This is a genomic window from Stenotrophomonas indicatrix (genome assembly GCF_002750975.1).
GTDB lineage: Bacteria > Pseudomonadota > Gammaproteobacteria > Xanthomonadales > Xanthomonadaceae > Stenotrophomonas > Stenotrophomonas indicatrix.
In genome coordinates this window covers 485,735-502,538 of sequence record NZ_PEJS01000001.1, presented here as the reverse complement: position 1 = coordinate 502,538, position 16,804 = coordinate 485,735, and the positions used below count along the sequence as shown (strand labels likewise).

The 16,804-nt window shown below is 63.2% G+C and carries 12 protein-coding genes and 4 tRNA genes; all 16 read right to left on the bottom strand.

The genetic code is table 11. From position 1 onward, the window contains the following. Positions 1-129: 129 nt before the first annotated feature. Positions 130-597 (bottom strand): 30S ribosomal protein S7, encoded by a 468-nt coding sequence (rpsG, locus tag CR918_RS02240; protein ID WP_025879343.1) that lies wholly within the window; start codon positions 595-597, stop codon positions 130-132. A 12-nt stretch (positions 598-609) separates the two neighbouring features. After that, the gene (gene rpsL, locus CR918_RS02235) at positions 610-984 is read right to left on the bottom strand and encodes a 30S ribosomal protein S12 (protein WP_025879344.1); all 375 of its coding nucleotides are present in this window, start codon (positions 982-984) and stop codon (positions 610-612) included. Positions 985-1,379: 395 nt separating this feature from the next. After that, the gene (gene rpoC / locus CR918_RS02230; protein WP_099841963.1) at positions 1,380-5,621 is read right to left on the bottom strand and encodes a DNA-directed RNA polymerase subunit beta'; all 4,242 of its coding nucleotides are present in this window, start codon (positions 5,619-5,621) and stop codon (positions 1,380-1,382) included. An 89-nt stretch (positions 5,622-5,710) separates the two neighbouring features. After that, positions 5,711-9,865 (bottom strand): DNA-directed RNA polymerase subunit beta, encoded by a 4,155-nt coding sequence (rpoB, locus tag CR918_RS02225; RefSeq protein WP_025879346.1) that lies wholly within the window; start codon positions 9,863-9,865, stop codon positions 5,711-5,713. A gap of 326 nt (positions 9,866-10,191) precedes the next feature. After that, on the bottom strand, positions 10,192-10,557 hold the full coding sequence (gene rplL, locus CR918_RS02220; protein WP_025879347.1) for a 50S ribosomal protein L7/L12: 366 nt from the start codon (positions 10,555-10,557) through the stop codon (positions 10,192-10,194). A 63-nt stretch (positions 10,558-10,620) separates the two neighbouring features. Beyond that, entirely contained in the window at positions 10,621-11,157 is a 537-nt protein-coding gene (gene rplJ / locus CR918_RS02215; protein ID WP_025879348.1) for a 50S ribosomal protein L10, read from the bottom strand. 388 nt (positions 11,158-11,545) lie between these two features. Then, positions 11,546-12,244, bottom strand: coding sequence for a 50S ribosomal protein L1 (gene rplA / locus CR918_RS02205; RefSeq protein WP_025879349.1), 699 nt, complete (start codon positions 12,242-12,244; stop codon positions 11,546-11,548). 4 nt (positions 12,245-12,248) lie between these two features. Continuing rightward, on the bottom strand, positions 12,249-12,677 hold the full coding sequence (gene rplK / locus CR918_RS02200; RefSeq protein WP_004145248.1) for a 50S ribosomal protein L11: 429 nt from the start codon (positions 12,675-12,677) through the stop codon (positions 12,249-12,251). Positions 12,678-12,873: 196 nt separating this feature from the next. Beyond that, positions 12,874-13,434: a transcription termination/antitermination protein NusG gene (gene nusG, locus CR918_RS02195; protein ID WP_025879350.1), complete on the bottom strand. Its 561-nt coding sequence runs from the start codon at positions 13,432-13,434 to the stop codon at positions 12,874-12,876. Positions 13,435-13,444: 10 nt separating this feature from the next. Next, on the bottom strand, positions 13,445-13,858 hold the full coding sequence (gene secE / locus CR918_RS02190) for a preprotein translocase subunit SecE (RefSeq protein ID WP_099841962.1): 414 nt from the start codon (positions 13,856-13,858) through the stop codon (positions 13,445-13,447). Between the two features lie 48 nt (positions 13,859-13,906). Further along, a tRNA-Trp gene (locus CR918_RS02185) sits at positions 13,907-13,982 on the bottom strand. A 101-nt stretch (positions 13,983-14,083) separates the two neighbouring features. Continuing rightward, entirely contained in the window at positions 14,084-15,274 is a 1,191-nt protein-coding gene (gene tuf / locus CR918_RS02180) for an elongation factor Tu (RefSeq protein WP_032977440.1), read from the bottom strand. A gap of 39 nt (positions 15,275-15,313) precedes the next feature. Beyond that, positions 15,314-15,389 (bottom strand) — tRNA-Thr (locus tag CR918_RS02175). A gap of 48 nt (positions 15,390-15,437) precedes the next feature. Continuing rightward, positions 15,438-15,511: transfer RNA gene (locus CR918_RS02170), tRNA-Gly, on the bottom strand. A gap of 26 nt (positions 15,512-15,537) precedes the next feature. Continuing rightward, a tRNA-Tyr gene (locus tag CR918_RS02165) sits at positions 15,538-15,623 on the bottom strand. 142 nt (positions 15,624-15,765) lie between these two features. Next, the gene (locus tag CR918_RS02160) at positions 15,766-16,776 is read right to left on the bottom strand and encodes an isoaspartyl peptidase/L-asparaginase family protein (protein ID WP_099841961.1); all 1,011 of its coding nucleotides are present in this window, start codon (positions 16,774-16,776) and stop codon (positions 15,766-15,768) included. Between the last annotated feature and the right edge of the window lie 28 nt (positions 16,777-16,804).

Here is a 16,804-nt window from a genome sequence, read left to right as displayed (position 1 = left end):
CTCAGATTTCTTGGATTTCGGATGGCCGAACGCCGCCTTTCGGCGGCCTTCGGATTGGCGCAGCCCTTCTGGGGCCGCGAGGCAGCACCGAGATGGTGCTGCCCTGCCTGTTTTACAAGGCCGTCAAACTCACCAGCGGTAGTGGGCGAATGCCTTGTTGGCTTCGGCCATGCGGTGGGTTTCTTCGCGCTTCTTGATGGCGCCGCCACGGTTTTCCGAGGCGTCGATCAGTTCAGCGGCCAGCTTCTTCGGCATGGTGTTCTCACCACGCTTGCGCGCGGAGTCGATCAGCCAACGCATGGCCAGAGCCATCTTGCGCGAGGCGCGCACTTCGACCGGCACCTGGTAGGTGGCACCACCGACGCGGCGGGACTTGACTTCGACCGACGGAGCCACGTTTTCCAGAGCCTTCTGAACCAGCTCGACGGAATTCGGGTTCTTCTCACCGATCACGTCCATGGCGCCATAGACGATCTTTTCAGCGACCGACTTCTTGCCGCTCAGCATCACCATGTTGATGAAACGGGCGATGGTTTCGCTTCCGTGCTTCGGATCCGGCAGGACTGCGCGCTGCGGCGTATTACCTTTACGAGACATGTGTGCTTTCCCTTAGCTCTTCGGACGCTTGGCGCCGTACTTGGAACGGCCCTGGCGACGCTTGGCAACGCCAGAGGCGTCGAGCGAACCACGAACGGTGTGGTAACGCACACCCGGCAGATCCTTGACGCGACCGCCACGGATCAGGACCACGGAGTGCTCCTGCAGGTTGTGGCCTTCACCGCCGATGTAGGAAATCACTTCTTCCTGGTTGGTCAGGCGAACCTTGGCAACCTTGCGAAGGGCCGAGTTCGGCTTCTTCGGAGTAGTGGTGTAAACGCGCGTGCAGACGCCACGGCGCTGGGGGCACTTTTCGAGAGCCGGCGAGGCGCTCTTATAAGTGGTTGCCTGCCGCGGCTTGCGGACAAGCTGATTGATCGTCGCCATCAGTATGTTCTTCTGAGAGAGGCCGAAAAAAACCGGCCATGAATGCGGATATGTGCGAGCAGGCGAAAAACCGGCCTGCTGAGACAGACGATTGTAGCAACCTGGCGAAAACGCGGTCAAATGCGCACGCGCCAAGCCAGCCCTGATCCAGGGCCGTTACAGGGGAGCCTTCTCCATGCCCCCCGTTCAGGTTGTCGCCCGACCCATCGCTGGGCCGGGGCGGCATCCTACCTCATCGACGGCGAACAGACCAGCGGCCTGGGCCCTCGAGTGCAGATCCCGCCGAGGCGGGTCCTGCGTGATACGTGTCCGGCACGGAGCCGGACCATGAAGCAGGGACCGGCCGATGGCCGCCCCCTGCCCGATCGAGGTCCGGCCTGAGCCGGACCGGCCGATCAATCCTCGGCCTGCTCGGCGTCGGTCGACTCCACCACCACTTCCGGTGCTGTCACGGCCACGGCGGCTGCAGCTGCCGGGGTACCGGCCAGGGTCTGCATTTCCGAGTCCGTCAGCCCGCTCGCATTGCGGCGGCGGTTGGCGTGGTAGGTCAGACCGGTACCGGCCGGAATCAGACGGCCGACGATCACGTTTTCCTTCAGGCCGCGCAGGTTGTCCTTGGTGCCGCGGACGGCAGCCTCGGTCAGCACGCGGGTGGTTTCCTGGAAGGAAGCAGCCGAGATGAACGATTCGGTAGCCAGCGATGCCTTGGTGATGCCCAGCAGGACCGGATCGAAGCGAGCAATCAGCTCGTTGCGGGTGGTCAGGCGTGCATTTTCCTCGATGACGCGCTGGCGCTCGACCTGTTCGCCGTTCAGGAACTTGCTGCTGCCCTGATCGGTGATCTCGACCTTGCGCAGCATCTGGCGGGTGATCACCTCGATGTGCTTGTCGTTGATCTTCACGCCCTGCAGGCGGTACACGTCCTGGATTTCCTTGACCAGGTAGGCGGCCAGCGGCTCGACACCCAGCAGACGCAGGATGTCCTGCGGGCTCGGCTCGCCGTCGACGATGGTTTCGCCCTTGGTCACGTGCTCACCTTCGAACACGATGACCTGACGGTACTTCGGAATCAGCTCTTCGTGTTCCGAACCATCGGTGTCCTTGATGATCAGGCGCTGCTTGCCCTTGGTGTCCTTGCCGAAGCTGATGATGCCCGAACGCTCGGCCAGCACCGCCGGATCCTTCGGCTTGCGGGCTTCGAACAGATCGGCCACGCGCGGCAGACCACCGGTGATGTCGCGGGTCTTCGACGCTTCCTGCGGGATCTTGGCAACCACGTCACCCACGCCGACGGCAGCGCCGTCCTGCAGGTTGACGATCGAGCGCGGCGGCAGCAGGTACTGCGCCGGCAGGTCGGTGCCCGGAATCGACAGGTCGTTGCCCTTGCCATCGACGATGCGGACGATCGGGCGCAGATCCTTCGCCTGGGCGCCGCGGCGCTTCGGGTCGGTGATTTCGCGCGACGCCAGGCCGGTCAGCTCATCGGTCTTCTCGATGACGGTAATGCCGTCGACGAAGTCGATGAAGCGGATGAAACCGGCCACTTCCGAAACGATCGGATGGTTATGCGGATCCCAGTTGGCCACGGTCTGCCCAGCCTTGACCGCATCACCGTCCTTGGAGGTGATGGTCGCACCGTACGGCAGCTTGTAACGCTCACGCTCACGGCCGTGCGCATCGAGCACCGACATTTCACCCGAGCGCGACACCGCGACCAGCGAGCCGTTGGCATGGGCAACCGACTTGAGGTTGCTGAACTTGACCGAGCCGGTGGTCTTGACGGTGATGTTGTCGACCGCAGCAGCTCGCGATGCCGCACCACCGATGTGGAACGTACGCATGGTCAGCTGGGTACCCGGCTCACCGATGGACTGCGCAGCGATGACGCCGACCGCTTCACCGATGTTGACCAGGTGGCCACGGGCCAGATCGCGGCCGTAGCAGCGAGCGCAGACGCCGAAGGCCGATTCGCAGGAGATCGTCGAGCGGACCTTGATGGTCTGCACGCTGGCCTCTTCAAGCTTGGCGACCCAGGCTTCGTCGAGCAGGGTGTTGCGGGTGACGATCGGATCTTCGTCGTTGCCCGGCAGGAACACGTCCTCGGCAACCACGCGACCCAGCACGCGATCCTTCAACGGCTCGACCACGTCGCCGCCTTCAACGATCGGGGTCATGATCAGGCCTTCGGTGGTACCGCAATCCACCTCGGTGATCACCACGTCCTGCGCCACGTCGACCAGACGACGGGTCAGGTAACCCGAGTTCGCGGTCTTCAGCGCGGTATCGGCCAGACCCTTACGGGCACCGTGGGTGGAGTTGAAGTACTCCTGCACGTTCAGGCCTTCGCGGAAGTTCGCCTTGATGGGCGTCTCGATGATCGAGCCATCGGGACGGGCCATCAGGCCACGCATGCCGGCCAGCTGACGGATCTGCGCCTGGCTGCCTCGTGCACCGGAGTCGGCCATGATGTACAGGGAGTTCATCGACTTCTGGTCGATGGTCTCGCCCTTGGCATTGATGACCTTCTCGGTACCGATGGTGTCCATCATCGCCTTGGCGATGCGCTCATTGGTGCGCGACCAGATGTCGACCACCTTGTTGTAGCGCTCGCCGGCGGTGACCAGGCCCGACTGGTACTGCTCCTGGATTTCCAGCACTTCGGCTTCGGCCTCGGTGAGGATGCCCTTCTTCTCGTCCGGGATCAGCATGTCGTCGATGCCGATCGAGACGCCGGCGCGGGTCGCGTAGGCGAAGCCGGTGTACATCAGCTTGTCGGCGAACACGACCGTGTCCTTCAGACCCAGCTGGCGGTAGCTGGAGTTGATCAGGCGGCTGATGTTCTTCTTGGTCAGCTCGGTGTTGGCCAGCGCGAACGGCAGGCCTTCCGGCAGGATTTCAGCCAGCAGGGCGCGACCGATGGTGGTATCCACGATCGAGGTCTTGCTCTGCTTGTTGCCTTCCTCGTCGGTCACCACCTCGGTGATGCGGACCTTGACGCGCGCGTGCAGTTCCACCACGCGGTTGTCGTAGGCGCGCTTGACTTCGGCGATGTTGGCGAAGGCCATGCCCTCGCCCTTCTTGTTTTCCAGCGAGCGGGTCATGTAGTACAGACCCAGCACGACGTCCTGCGACGGCACGATGATCGGCTCGCCGTTGGCCGGCGACAGGATGTTGTTGGTGGACATCATCAGCGCACGCGCTTCCAGCTGGGCTTCCAGCGAAAGCGGCACGTGGACGGCCATCTGGTCACCGTCGAAGTCGGCGTTGAACGCGGTGCAGACCAGCGGGTGCAGCTGGATGGCCTTGCCTTCGATCAGGACCGGCTCGAAGGCCTGGATGCCCAGACGGTGCAGGGTCGGCGCACGGTTCAGCATCACCGGATGCTCGCGGATGACCTCTTCCAGGATGTCCCAGACTTCGGCTTCTTCGCGCTCGACCAGCTTCTTGGCGGCCTTGATGGTGGTGGCCAGGCCACGACGCTGCAGCTTGGCGAACACGAACGGCTTGAACAGCTCAAGCGCCATCTTCTTCGGCAGGCCGCACTGGTGCAGGCGCAGGTACGGACCGACCACGATGACCGAACGGCCCGAGTAGTCCACGCGCTTGCCGAGCAGGTTCTGACGGAAGCGACCCTGCTTGCCCTTGATCATGTCGGCCAGCGACTTCAGCGGGCGCTTGTTGGTGCCGGTGATGGCACGGCCGCGACGGCCGTTGTCCAGCAGCGCATCGACCGATTCCTGCAGCATGCGCTTTTCATTGCGCACGATGATGTCCGGCGCGCTCAGTTCGAGCAGGCGGCGCAGGCGGTTGTTGCGGTTGATGACACGGCGGTACAGGTCGTTCAGATCGGAGGTCGCGAAGCGGCCACCATCCAGCGGAACCAGCGGACGCAGGTCCGGCGGCAGCACCGGCAGGACGGTCATGACCATCCACTCCGGACGGTTGCCCGATTCCAGGAAGGCTTCGATCAGCTTGATGCGCTTGGTCAGTCGCTTCAGCTTGGTTTCCGAACCGGTGCTGGCGATCTCTTCGCGCAGGCGGGTCATTTCCGACTGCAGGTCGATGGTGCGCAGCAGTTCGTACACGGCCTCGGCGCCCATGGCGGCGTCGAAGTCGTCGCCATGCTCCTGGCGGGCCTGCAGGTACTGTTCTTCGGTCAGCAGCTGGCGGCGCTCCAGGGCGGTCAGGCCCGGCTCGGTCACCACGTAGGCTTCGAAGTACAGCACGCGCTCGATATCGCGCAGGGTCATGTCCAGCATCAGGCCGATGCGCGACGGCAGCGACTTCAGGAACCAGATGTGCGCGACCGGCGAGGCCAGGTCGATGTGGCCCATGCGCTCGCGACGCACCTTGGCCAGGGTCACTTCGGTGCCGCACTTCTCGCAGACCACGCCGCGGTGCTTCATGCGCTTGTACTTGCCGCACAGGCACTCGTAGTCCTTGACCGGTCCGAAGATGGCGGCGCAGAACAGGCCGTCACGTTCCGGCTTGAAGGTACGGTAGTTGATGGTTTCCGGCTTCTTCACTTCGCCGAAGGACCACGAACGGATCAGGTCCGGCGAAGCCAGCGCGATCTTGATCGCGTCGAAGTCCAGCGTCTGGCGCTGCTGGTTGAAGAGGTTGAGCAGGTCTTTCATGGTGTTCTCCAGAAGGAGGAATGCTGTGTCGATGGGCTTTCAGTTCACTGCCAGCGGCGCGGCGGCGGTGGCCGCCGCGCCGGCATGGATCAGTTGTCTTCCAGTTCCATGTTGATGGCCAGCGAGCGGATTTCCTTCACCAAGACGTTGAAGGATTCCGGCATGCCCGCGACCATCTCGTGCTCACCGTCGACGATGTTCTTGTACATCTGGTTGCGGCCCTGCACGTCATCGGACTTCACCGTCAGCATTTCCTGCAGGGTGTAGGCCGCGCCGTAGGCTTCCAGCGCCCAGACTTCCATTTCACCGAAGCGCTGGCCGCCGAACTGCGCCTTGCCGCCCAGCGGCTGCTGGGTGACGAGCGAGTACGGACCGGTCGAACGGGCGTGCATCTTGTCGTCGACCAGGTGGTTCAGCTTCAGGTAGTGCATGTAGCCAACGGTGGTGTGGCGATCGAAGGCTTCACCGGTGCGGCCGTCATACAGCTGGGTCTGGCCACTGCTCGGCAGGTCGGCCAGTTCCAGCATGCGCTTGATTTCCGCTTCGGTGGCACCGTCGAACACCGGCGTTGCCATCGGCACGCCGTCGAACAGGTTGCGGGCCAGGCGCAGCAGTTCCTCGTCGCTGAACTGCGACAGGTCGACACGGTTGGCCACGTTGGTGTCATCGTGGTTGTAGATGTCGTCCAGGAACTTGCGCAGGTCGGCGACCGCGGCCTGGGCTTCCAGCATTGCCTGGATCTTGCGACCCAGACCCTTGGCTGCCCAGCCCAGGTGCACTTCCAGGATCTGCCCGATGTTCATACGCGACGGCACGCCCAGCGGGTTCAGCACGATGTCCACGGTTTCGCCCGAGGCCATGTACGGCATGTCCTCGACCGGCACCACGTTGGACACCACACCCTTGTTGCCGTGGCGGCCTGCCATCTTGTCGCCCGGCTGGATGCGGCGCTTCACTGCCAGGAACACCTTGACCATCTTCAGCACGCCCGGGGCGAGGTCGTCGCCAGCGGTGATCTTGCCGCGCTTGTCGGCGAAGCGACGCTCGAATTCCTTCTCGTGCGCCTGGATCTGCTTCTGTGCGCGCTCGATGGCTTCGGCGGCGTCCTCGTCCTTCATGCGCAGCACGAACCAGTCGGCCTTCTTCAGGCCATCCAGGTAGGCGTCGGAGATGACGTCGCCCTTCTTCAGGCCGGCGCCACCGTTGACCACCTTGCCGACGATCTGCGAACGCAGACGGGCATAGATGGCTGCTTCCAGGATGCGGAACTGGTCGTCGAAGTCCTTCTTGACGCGCTTGATTTCAGACTCTTCGATCTGACGGGCGCGCTTGTCCTTCTCGATGCCGTCGCGGGTGAAGACCTGCACGTCGATGACGGTGCCGTCCATGCCCGGCGGCACGCGCAGCGAGCTGTCCTTCACGTCCGAAGCCTTCTCGCCGAAGATCGCGCGCAGCAGCTTCTCTTCCGGGGTCAGCTGGCTTTCGCCCTTCGGGGTGACCTTGCCGACCATGATGTCGCCGGCGCGGACTTCGGCACCGATGTACACCACGCCGCTTTCGTCCAGACGGTTCAGCGCCTGCTCGGAAACGTTCGGGATGTCGGCCGAGATTTCCTCCGGCCCCAGCTTGGTGTCACGCGCAACGCAGGTCAGCTCTTCGATGTGGATCGTGGTGTAGCGATCCTCTTCCACCACGCGCTCGGAGAGCAGGATGGAGTCTTCGAAGTTGTAGCCGTTCCACGGCATGAAGGCGATCAGCATGTTCTGGCCCAGGGCCAGTTCACCGATGTCGGTGGACGGACCATCGGCCAGCACGTCGCCACGCGCCACCACGTTGCCCACTTCCACCAGCGGACGCTGGTTGATGCAGGTGTTCTGGTTGGAGCGGGTGTACTTGATCAGGTTGTAGATGTCCACGCCGGCGTCGGACGCGTCGGTGATCTCGGCTTCATTGACCTTGACCACGATGCGGGCGGCGTCGATCTGTACGATCTCACCACCACGACGGGCGTTCACGGTCACGCCCGAGTCACGCGCCACGGCGCGCTCGATGCCGGTACCGACCAGCGGCTTCTGCGCACGCAGGGTCGGCACGGCCTGACGCTGCATGTTGGCGCCCATCAGTGCGCGGTTGGCGTCATCGTGCTCCAGGAACGGAACCAGCGCGGCCGCGATCGACACGGTCTGCATCGGCGAGACGTCCATGAAGTGGACTTCCGCCGGCGGCTTCAGCAGCGATTCGCCTTGGTAACGGCAGGGGACGAACTGCTCGGTCAGCACGCTGTTGGCATCGGTCAGGGCGTTGGCCTGGGCGATGACGTACTCGTTTTCTTCGATGGCCGACAGGAACTCGACTTCGTCGAAGACCTTGCCGTCCACGACCTTGCGGTACGGGGTCTCGAGGAAACCGTACTGGTTGGTGCGGGCGTACACGGCCAGCGAGTTGATCAGGCCGATGTTCGGGCCTTCCGGCGTTTCGATGGTGCAGACGCGGCCGTAATGGGTCGGGTGCACGTCGCGCACTTCGAAGCCGGCGCGCTCACGGGTCAGGCCGCCCGGGCCCAGGGCCGAGACGCGACGCTTGTGCGTGACTTCCGACAGCGGGTTGTTCTGATCCATGAACTGCGACAGCTGCGAGGAGCCGAAGAATTCCTTGATCGCCGCAGCCACCGGCTTGGCGTTGATCAGCTCCTGCGGGGTCAGGCCTTCCGACTCGGCCATCGACAGGCGTTCCTTGACCGCGCGCTCGACGCGGACCAGGCCCACGCGGAACACGTTCTCGGCCATTTCACCGACCGAACGCACGCGACGGTTGCCCAGGTGATCGATGTCATCGACCACGCCGCGACCGTTGCGGATCTCGGTCAGGACCTTGATCACGTCCAGGATGTCCGAGCTGTCGCCGTGGGCGGCAACCAGGCGCTTGGACTCTTCGTCGTTGCGCTCGCCGTAGTACTTGCGGTCGTACAGCACGGCTTCGCCGGTGGTTTCCTTGCGGCCCACGCGACGGTTGAACTTCATGCGGCCGACTGCGGACAGGTCGTAGCGCTCGAAAGTGAAGAACAGGTTGTGGAACAGGTTCTGCGCGGCATCCTTGGTCGGCGGCTCGCCCGGACGCATCATGCGGTAGATCTCGACCAGGGCTTCCAACTGGGTCTTGGTCGGATCGATGCGCAGGGTGTTGGACAGGTACGGGCCACGATCCAGGTCGTTCACCCACAGGGTGCCCACGGCATCGACGCCGGCCTTGCGGAAGGCCTGCAGCTGTTCGTCGGTGATTTCGTCGTTGGCCTGGGCCAGCAGTTCGCCGGTGGAGGCATCGACCACGTCGTGCGACAGGATGCGGCCGACGATGTAGTCGTCCGGCACGGCCAGGGCGGCGATGCCCGAGGCTTCCAGCTGCTTGATGTGGCGCGCGGTGATGCGCTTGCCGGCTTCCACGATGACCTTGTCGCCGTCGGCGAGGTCGAAGCCCAGGGTTTCGCCGCGCAGGCGCTCGGGCACCAGCTCCAGCTGGACGCCTTCATCCGGGTTGATGTGGAAGGTGTTGATCTCGAAGAACTCGGCCAGCATCTCTTCGTTGCTGTAGCCAAGCGCACGCAGCAGGATCGACACCGGCAGCTTGCGGCGACGGTCGATACGGGTGAACAGCGCGTCCTTCGGGTCGAACTCGAAGTCCAGCCAGGAGCCGCGGTAAGGAATGATGCGGGCGCTGTACAGCAGCTTGCCCGAGCTGTGGGTCTTGCCACGGTCGTGGTCGAAGAACACGCCCGGCGAGCGGTGCAGCTGCGAGACGATGACGCGCTCGGTGCCGTTGACGATGAAGGTGCCGTTGTCGGTCATCAGCGGGATTTCGCCGAGGTAGACCTCCTGCTCCTTCACGTACTTGATGGCCTTGGTCGACGACTCGCGGTCGTAGATCACCAGGCGCACGGTCACGCGCAGCGGCGCACCGTAGCTCATGCCACGCTGACGGCACTCACGCTCGTCGAAGACCGGATCGCCCAGCTTGTAGCCGACGTATTCCAGGGCAGCATTGCCGCTGTAGCTGGCGATCGGGAAGACCGACTTCAGTGCAGCGTGCAGGCCGTGGTCCGTGCGCTTGGCCGGATCGACGTTTTCCTGCAGGAATTCACGGTAGGAATCCACCTGGATGGCGAGCAGGAACGGCACTTCGAGAATCGAACGCTGCTTGCCGAAATCCTTGCGGATACGCTTTTTTTCGGTGAACGAATAGGACGTCATGAGGTCTTCCACCTTGTTGTGCGAGTCGTGCGCCCACGACCCGAAGGGAACTTGAAATTGTCAGTTGGAAGTCGCTGGTATTGCCGGCACCAGCACGCCTTCTCCCGCTACTTCCAACTGCCAACTCGTCTGCATCCACTCCCCCGCCGCCGCGCGTTGCGCTGGCCGGCCAGGGTTTGACCGCAGCCCGTGTTGGGCTTTTTCACCGTATTTCCGTAGAACCGCGCCACGATTGGCCGGGCCTACAACAACGACCAAAGGCCGGGGGCTTACGCCCCCAGCCTTGGCTGCATCGCCGGATTTCGATGGCGACGCAATGGAAGTGCTTACTTGACTTCGACAGTCGCGCCAGCAGCTTCCAGGTCCTTCTTCATCTTCTCGGCTTCGTCCTTCGAAGCGTTGTCCTTCAGGACGCCGCCGGCTTCGGCCAGGTCCTTCGCTTCCTTCAGGCCCAGGCCGGTGATGGCGCGGACGGCCTTGATGACTTCGACCTTCTTGTCGCCAGCGGTCTTCAGGGTGACGACGAATTCGGTCTGCTCTTCAACGACGGCAGCCGGGCCAGCCACAGCAGCGGCGACCGGAGCAGCGGCGGAGACGCCGAACTTCTCTTCGATGGCCTTGACCAGCTCCATCACTTCCATCAGGGACTTCTCGGCGATGGCGTCGACGATCTGTTCGTTGGTAAGGGACATGATAATTACCTTTGGATGTTTTTCTGGATTGAGGTTCCGTCAGGAACCACGATTAGTCGAAACTCAGGCGGTCTCGGCGGCCGGTTCAGCAGCGTCGGCGGCGACGTCGCCACCATTCTGCTTGTCGCCGATTGCCTTGATGGCGCGGGCGAACATCGTGACCGGCTCGGTCAGGACGCGTGCCAGCATTGCCAGGGCCTGGTCGCGGGTCGGCAGCGAGGCCAACACGTCGACATGGCTTGCCGGGAACACTTCACCACCGATTGCGACGACCTTGGCCTTAAGCTTGTCGTTGCCCTTGGCGGCATCCTTGATCAGGCGACCGGCAGCACCGGGCTCCTCGAGCGAGAACGCGTACAGCAGCGGACCAACCATCTGGTCCTGTGCGACTGCGAACTCGGTGCCTTCAACGGCACGCGACGCCAGGGTGTTCTTGACAACTTTCAAGAAAACGCCGGTTTCACGAGCCTGCTTACGCATCGCGGTCATCTGAGCGACCGTGGTGCCAGCGTATTCGGCTGCGATCAAGGAGTGGGCCTTGGCGGCGATGTCTGCCAGCTCCGCGACTACTTCTTGCTTCTGGGACAGATTGAGAGCCATTGCACTCCTCCGATTGAACTCCGCTTACGGCTCCTGCCGTGTGCGGTCCTGTGCGGCATCCGTCCTGGACGCCGGGAACATCGGAATGATGTTCCGGGGGGTGGGCCGTTCTAGACCTGGAGTGGGCCAACCTGGGTAACCCCAGACGTGCGTGAACCAGAAAAACTCCAGAAGGGCACCATCTACGCAGGGTGATTCCGGGGAATCGATTAAGCGTTCGTGACTGCTCCGGCGGCGACTCCCTGCCAAATCGAGCTTCCGTGCCCGTCGCCGGCATGCCACGACCGCACCTGCGGTCTTTGACGGCTACCACCGGCGATGGGTTGCCGGCGATGCCTTCAAATGTCACGGTCGCGGGACCCGAGGGACCCGCGACCGCTTGAAACGATTACTTCAGGCTCAGCGACGACTGGTCGACGGTGACGCCCGGGCCCATCGTCGAGCTGACCGAAACCTTCTGCAGGTAGGTGCCCTTCGAGGTGGCCGGCTTGGCCTTGATCAGGTCCAGCAGCAGCGCGGTCAGGTTCGACTTCAGCGCGTCTTCGGCGAAGTCGGCCTTGCCGATGGTGCAGTGGATGATGCCGGCCTTGTCGGTGCGGTAACGCACCTGACCCGACTTGGCATTCTTCACAGCCTCACCCGGGTTCGGGGAGACGGTGCCGACCTTCGGGTTCGGCATCAGGCCGCGCGGGCCCAGCACGGTACCCAGCTTACCGACAACGCGCATAGCGTCCGGGGTCGCGATCACGACGTCGTAGTTCAGATCGCCGGCCTGCATCTTCTCGGCCAGGTCGTCCATACCGACGGCTTCGGCGCCAGCGGCCAGGGCTTCATCAGCCTTGGCACCGGCCGGAGCGAAGACAGCGACGCGGACCGACTTGCCGGTACCAGCCGGCAGCACGGTGGAGCCACGGACCTGCTGGTCGGACTTCTTCGCGTCGACGCCCAGGCGCACAGCAACGTCGATCGACTCGACGAACTTGGCCTTGGTGGCGGTCTTCAGGATGTTGATTGCGTCCTCGAAGGCGTATGCCTTGCCCGGAACGATAGCGGCCTTGATGGCCTTCTCACGCTTGGTCTGTGCCATCTTCTTAACCCTCCACCACGAGGCCCATGGAACGGGCAGAGCCAGCGATGGTACGCACGGCGGCGTCCAGGTCGGCGGCAGTCAGATCCGGTTCCTTCGCCTTGGCGATCTCTTCCAGCTGCTTACGGGTGACCTTGCCGACCTTCTCGGTGTTCGGGCGCTTGGAGCCCGACGAGATGCCAGCGGCCTTCTTCAGCAGGGTGGTGGCCGGAGTGCTCTTGGTGATGAAGGTGAACGTACGGTCCGAATAGGCCGTGATGATCACCGGAACCGGCAGACCCGGCTCGAGCTTCTGCGTGGCGGCATTGAAGGCCTTGCAGAATTCCATGATGTTCAGGCCGCGCTGACCCAGCGCAGGACCGACCGGCGGCGAGGGGTTGGCCTGACCGGCCTTCACCTGCAGCTTGATATAACCGACAACTTTCTTTGCCATGTGAGTACTCTCCGGGTGCTAGCGCCTTGCGACAACAGGCTCCCCATCGGACCGGGAATCACGCGTCCCGGCATCGCGTTTTGAAATCATGCCGAAGGCCACCTTTCGGTGGCCTCGTCCCGCCAGCTTCCCAACGGGAGCCGCGCAGCATATCAGGTTTTTTCTTCACATGCCTGAAGCGGCATATGAATGCAGATCAGACGGCCTTTTCGACCTGACCGAACTCAAGCTCGACCGGGGTGGCGCGACCGAAGATCAACACCGAGACGCGCAGACGGCTCTTCTCGTAATTGACCTCTTCGACGACACCATTGAAGTCGTTGAACGGCCCCTCGGTGACGCGGACCATCTGGCCCGGCTCGAACAACACCTTCGGACGCGGCTTCTCGACGCCTTCCTGGACACGGTTCAGGATCGCCTCGGCCTCGGAGTCGGCGATCGGCAGCGGACGATCGGCGGTTCCGCCGATGAAGCCCATGACGCGCGGGGTTTCCTTGACCAGATGCCAGCTTTCGTTGTCGATGCGCGGAATACCGGCTTCTTCGTGGGTCTCGATCTGGACCAGCACGTAACCGGGGAAGAACTTGCGCTCGGAACGGCGCTTCTGGCCGGCGCGCATTTCGATCACTTCCTCGGTCGGAACCAGGACGTCGCCGAAGCGCTCTTCCATGCCGTCACGGACGATGCGATCGCGCAGAGCCTGCGCCACCGACTTCTCGAAGCCCGAATAGGCGTGAACGACGTACCAACGCTTCATGCATTTCTCCTTAGCGGCTCAGGAACCACTGAGTCAGTTTCTGGATGAGGAAGTCGAACCCGCCCAGCAGCAAGCTGAGAATCAGGACGACGACAATCACCACCCAGGTCATGCGAATGGCTTCCTGGCGGGTCGGCCAGACCACTTTACGCAGTTCAAAGCGCGACTCGGAGAGGAATTCGCGGGTGTCGCGCCCCTTGCCGGTCAGCATGAACACGCCGATACCGCCAACCAGGCCGACCACGACCGCCAACGCACGCAGCTGACCCGCCCACGCGCCCAGCTGGGCAGCGCGACCGGAGTCGGCGGAGAACCAGAACCAGACGAACAGACCTGCCAGCACCAGCAACGATGCGAGGACGTACTTGACGATATCCCCGCCTTGCGCGGAGGTGTCCTTGGAATGTTCGATCTTGCTATTCATCAGGCTGTGTCTGCTTTAGCGGCAGGGCCGCTCGGTAAGGTGGGCAGATGGCACGCCAGGAGGGACTCGAACCCCCAACCTGCGGTTTTGGAGACCGCTGCTCTGCCAATTGAGCTACTGGCGTACGTTGAAAACTTGCCTTCCCTTAGACGGCGAAGGCGGACCGAGGTTCCCGGCCCGCCACTCGCCAGACCGGCAGCGCTATGCGACCGCCGGCATGCAGGCTTACTCGAGGATGTTGGCAACCACGCCAGCACCGACGGTACGGCCACCTTCGCGGATTGCGAAGCGCAGGCCGGCGTCCATGGCGACCGGGTTGATCAGGGTGACAACCATCTTCACGTTGTCGCCCGGCATCACCATCTCGACGCCTTCCGGCAGCTCGACCGCACCGGTGATGTCGGTGGTACGGAAGTAGAACTGCGGACGGTAGCCCTTGAAGAACGGGGTGTGACGGCCGCCTTCGTCCTTCGACAGCACGTACACTTCGGCGTCGAACTTGGTGTGCGGCTTGATCGAACCCGGCTTGGCCAGAACCTGGCCACGCTCGACGTCGTCACGCTTGGTGCCGCGCAGCAGCAGACCTGCGTTGTCGCCTGCCTGACCCTGGTCCAGCAGCTTGCGGAACATTTCCACGCCGGTCACGGTGGTCTTCTGCACCGGACGGATGCCGACGATTTCGATTTCTTCGCCAACCTTGATCACGCCGCGCTCGATACGACCGGTCACCACGGTGCCGCGACCCGAGATCGAGAACACGTCTTCGACCGGCATCAGGAATGCCTTGTCGACGTCACGCTCCGGGGTCGGGATCCAGGTGTCCAGCGCCTCGACCAGCTTGATGACGGCCGGCACGCCGATGTCGCTCTGGTCGCCTTCCAGCGCCAGGCGGGCCGAACCCGAAATGATCGGGGTGTCGTCGCCCGGGAAGTCGTACTTGCTCAGCAGCTCGCGAACTTCCATTTCGACCAGTTCCAGCAGCTCGGCATCGTCAACCATGTCGGCCTTGTTCAGGAACACGACGATGTACGGCACGCCAACCTGACGCGACAGCAGGATGTGCTCGCGGGTCTGCGGCATCGGGCCGTCAGCGGCCGAGCACACCAGGATCGCGCCGTCCATCTGGGCAGCACCGGTGATCATGTTCTTGACGTAGTCAGCATGGCCCGGGCAATCGACGTGGGCGTAGTGACGAACGGTGGATTCGTATTCGACGTGCGCGGTCGAGATCGTGATGCCACGTGCCTTTTCTTCCGGCGCGGCGTCGATCGCGGAGTAATCCTTGAACTCGCCACCAAAGCGCTCGGCACCGATCTTGGTCAGTGCGGCGGTCAGCGTGGTCTTGCCGTGGTCGACGTGACCGATGGTGCCGACATTGACGTGCGGCTTGGTGCGCTCGAACTTACCCTTGGCCATGGCTGCTTATCTCGAATTCGTCTGGTGTGGTGCTGAAGATGGTGCTCACAAAAGGAATCGAACCTTCGACCTCTTCCTTACCAAGGAAGTGCTCTACCGACTGAGCTATGTGAGCGAGTTTTGCATTATGGCATGAACTCGATAATATTCAAAGTTCATTCAATGGAGCGGGAGACGGGAATCGAACCCGCACCATCAGCTTGGAAGGCTGAGGTTCTACCATTGAACTACTCCCGCACCGGGAATGTGCCACAACGTGAAGCTGGTGGAGGGAGGTGGATTCGAACCACCGAAGGCGTAAGCCAGCAGATTTACAGTCTGCCCCCGTTGGCCGCTTGGGTATCCCTCCTTACCACCCCATTCCGTGCCGCCGAAGCGTTGCGGTGTGTGGTGGTGAGCCCGCAATTCTGGAGATGAAGCGGGGGTCTGTCAACGCTTTTTTTCACTTTTTTTCACGCGCGTCGCAAACCCCTTGATACGCAAGGGTCTGCTCAAGGCAGCGCGATTGTCTCGTCGGCAAAGATGGCCACATGGGCAACGCCATCGGCCCCGATCCAGCCCCGATACATGCCCTGGGTGTTGAACGGCGCTGCCGCTTTTCCATCTGCAGAGAGCACGATCGCCCCGCCGTCGCCGCCCATCTGCGGAATCGCGTCGTTGATCACGCCCTTGCCCGCCTGTTCCGGCGACTGACCGAGGTAGCGCATGCGCGCGCAGATCTCATGGGCTGCCGCGGTACGGATGTAGTACTCGCCCCAACCGGTACCCGACACCGCACAACGCGCATCGGCCCAGGTGCCGGCACCGATGATCGGCGAATCGCCGACACGTCCATAGCGCTTGTTGGTCATGCCGCCGGTGGAGGTGCCTGCAGCAAGATGCCCCTGTGCATCCAGGGCGACCGCACCGACCGTGCCGAAGTGCTTTGCGGTTTCCAGGTCGGCATGCGCCTGCCCGCTCGCTTCTTCCTTCAATGCACGCTGCAGCTGCTGCCAGCGCTTGTCGGTGCGGAAGTAGGAGGTGTCGACCAGGGTCACGCCCTGCTCGGTGGCGAAGGCTTCGGCGCCCTGCCCCACCATCATCACGTGCCTGGACTTCTGCATCACCGCCTGCGCGAGGAGGATCGGGTTGCGCACGCGCTGCACGCCGGCCACTGCTCCGGCCGCCTGGGTGGCACCGTCCATCACCGCCGCGTCCAGTTCATTGCGGCCTTCGTGGGTGAACACCGCGCCCTTGCCCGCGTTGAAGGTCGGATCATCCTCGAGCACGGTGATGGCCGCGGTCACCGCCGCCAGTGCCGGACGCCCGGCTGCAAGTTCGGCATGGCCCTTCAGCAATGCCGCCTTCAGCGCAGCGCGCGCGGCCTGTTCTTCTGCCGCGGAGAGATCCTTGCGCTCCACCCCGGCACCGCCGTGGATGACCAGCAGCGGTGATGCGGTGGGTGCGGCCTGGGCCAGCAGTGGCAGGGACAACAGCGCGGACAGCGCCAGGCGCAGTTTCATGGAAGCAGATCTCCAGCAGGACAAGGAT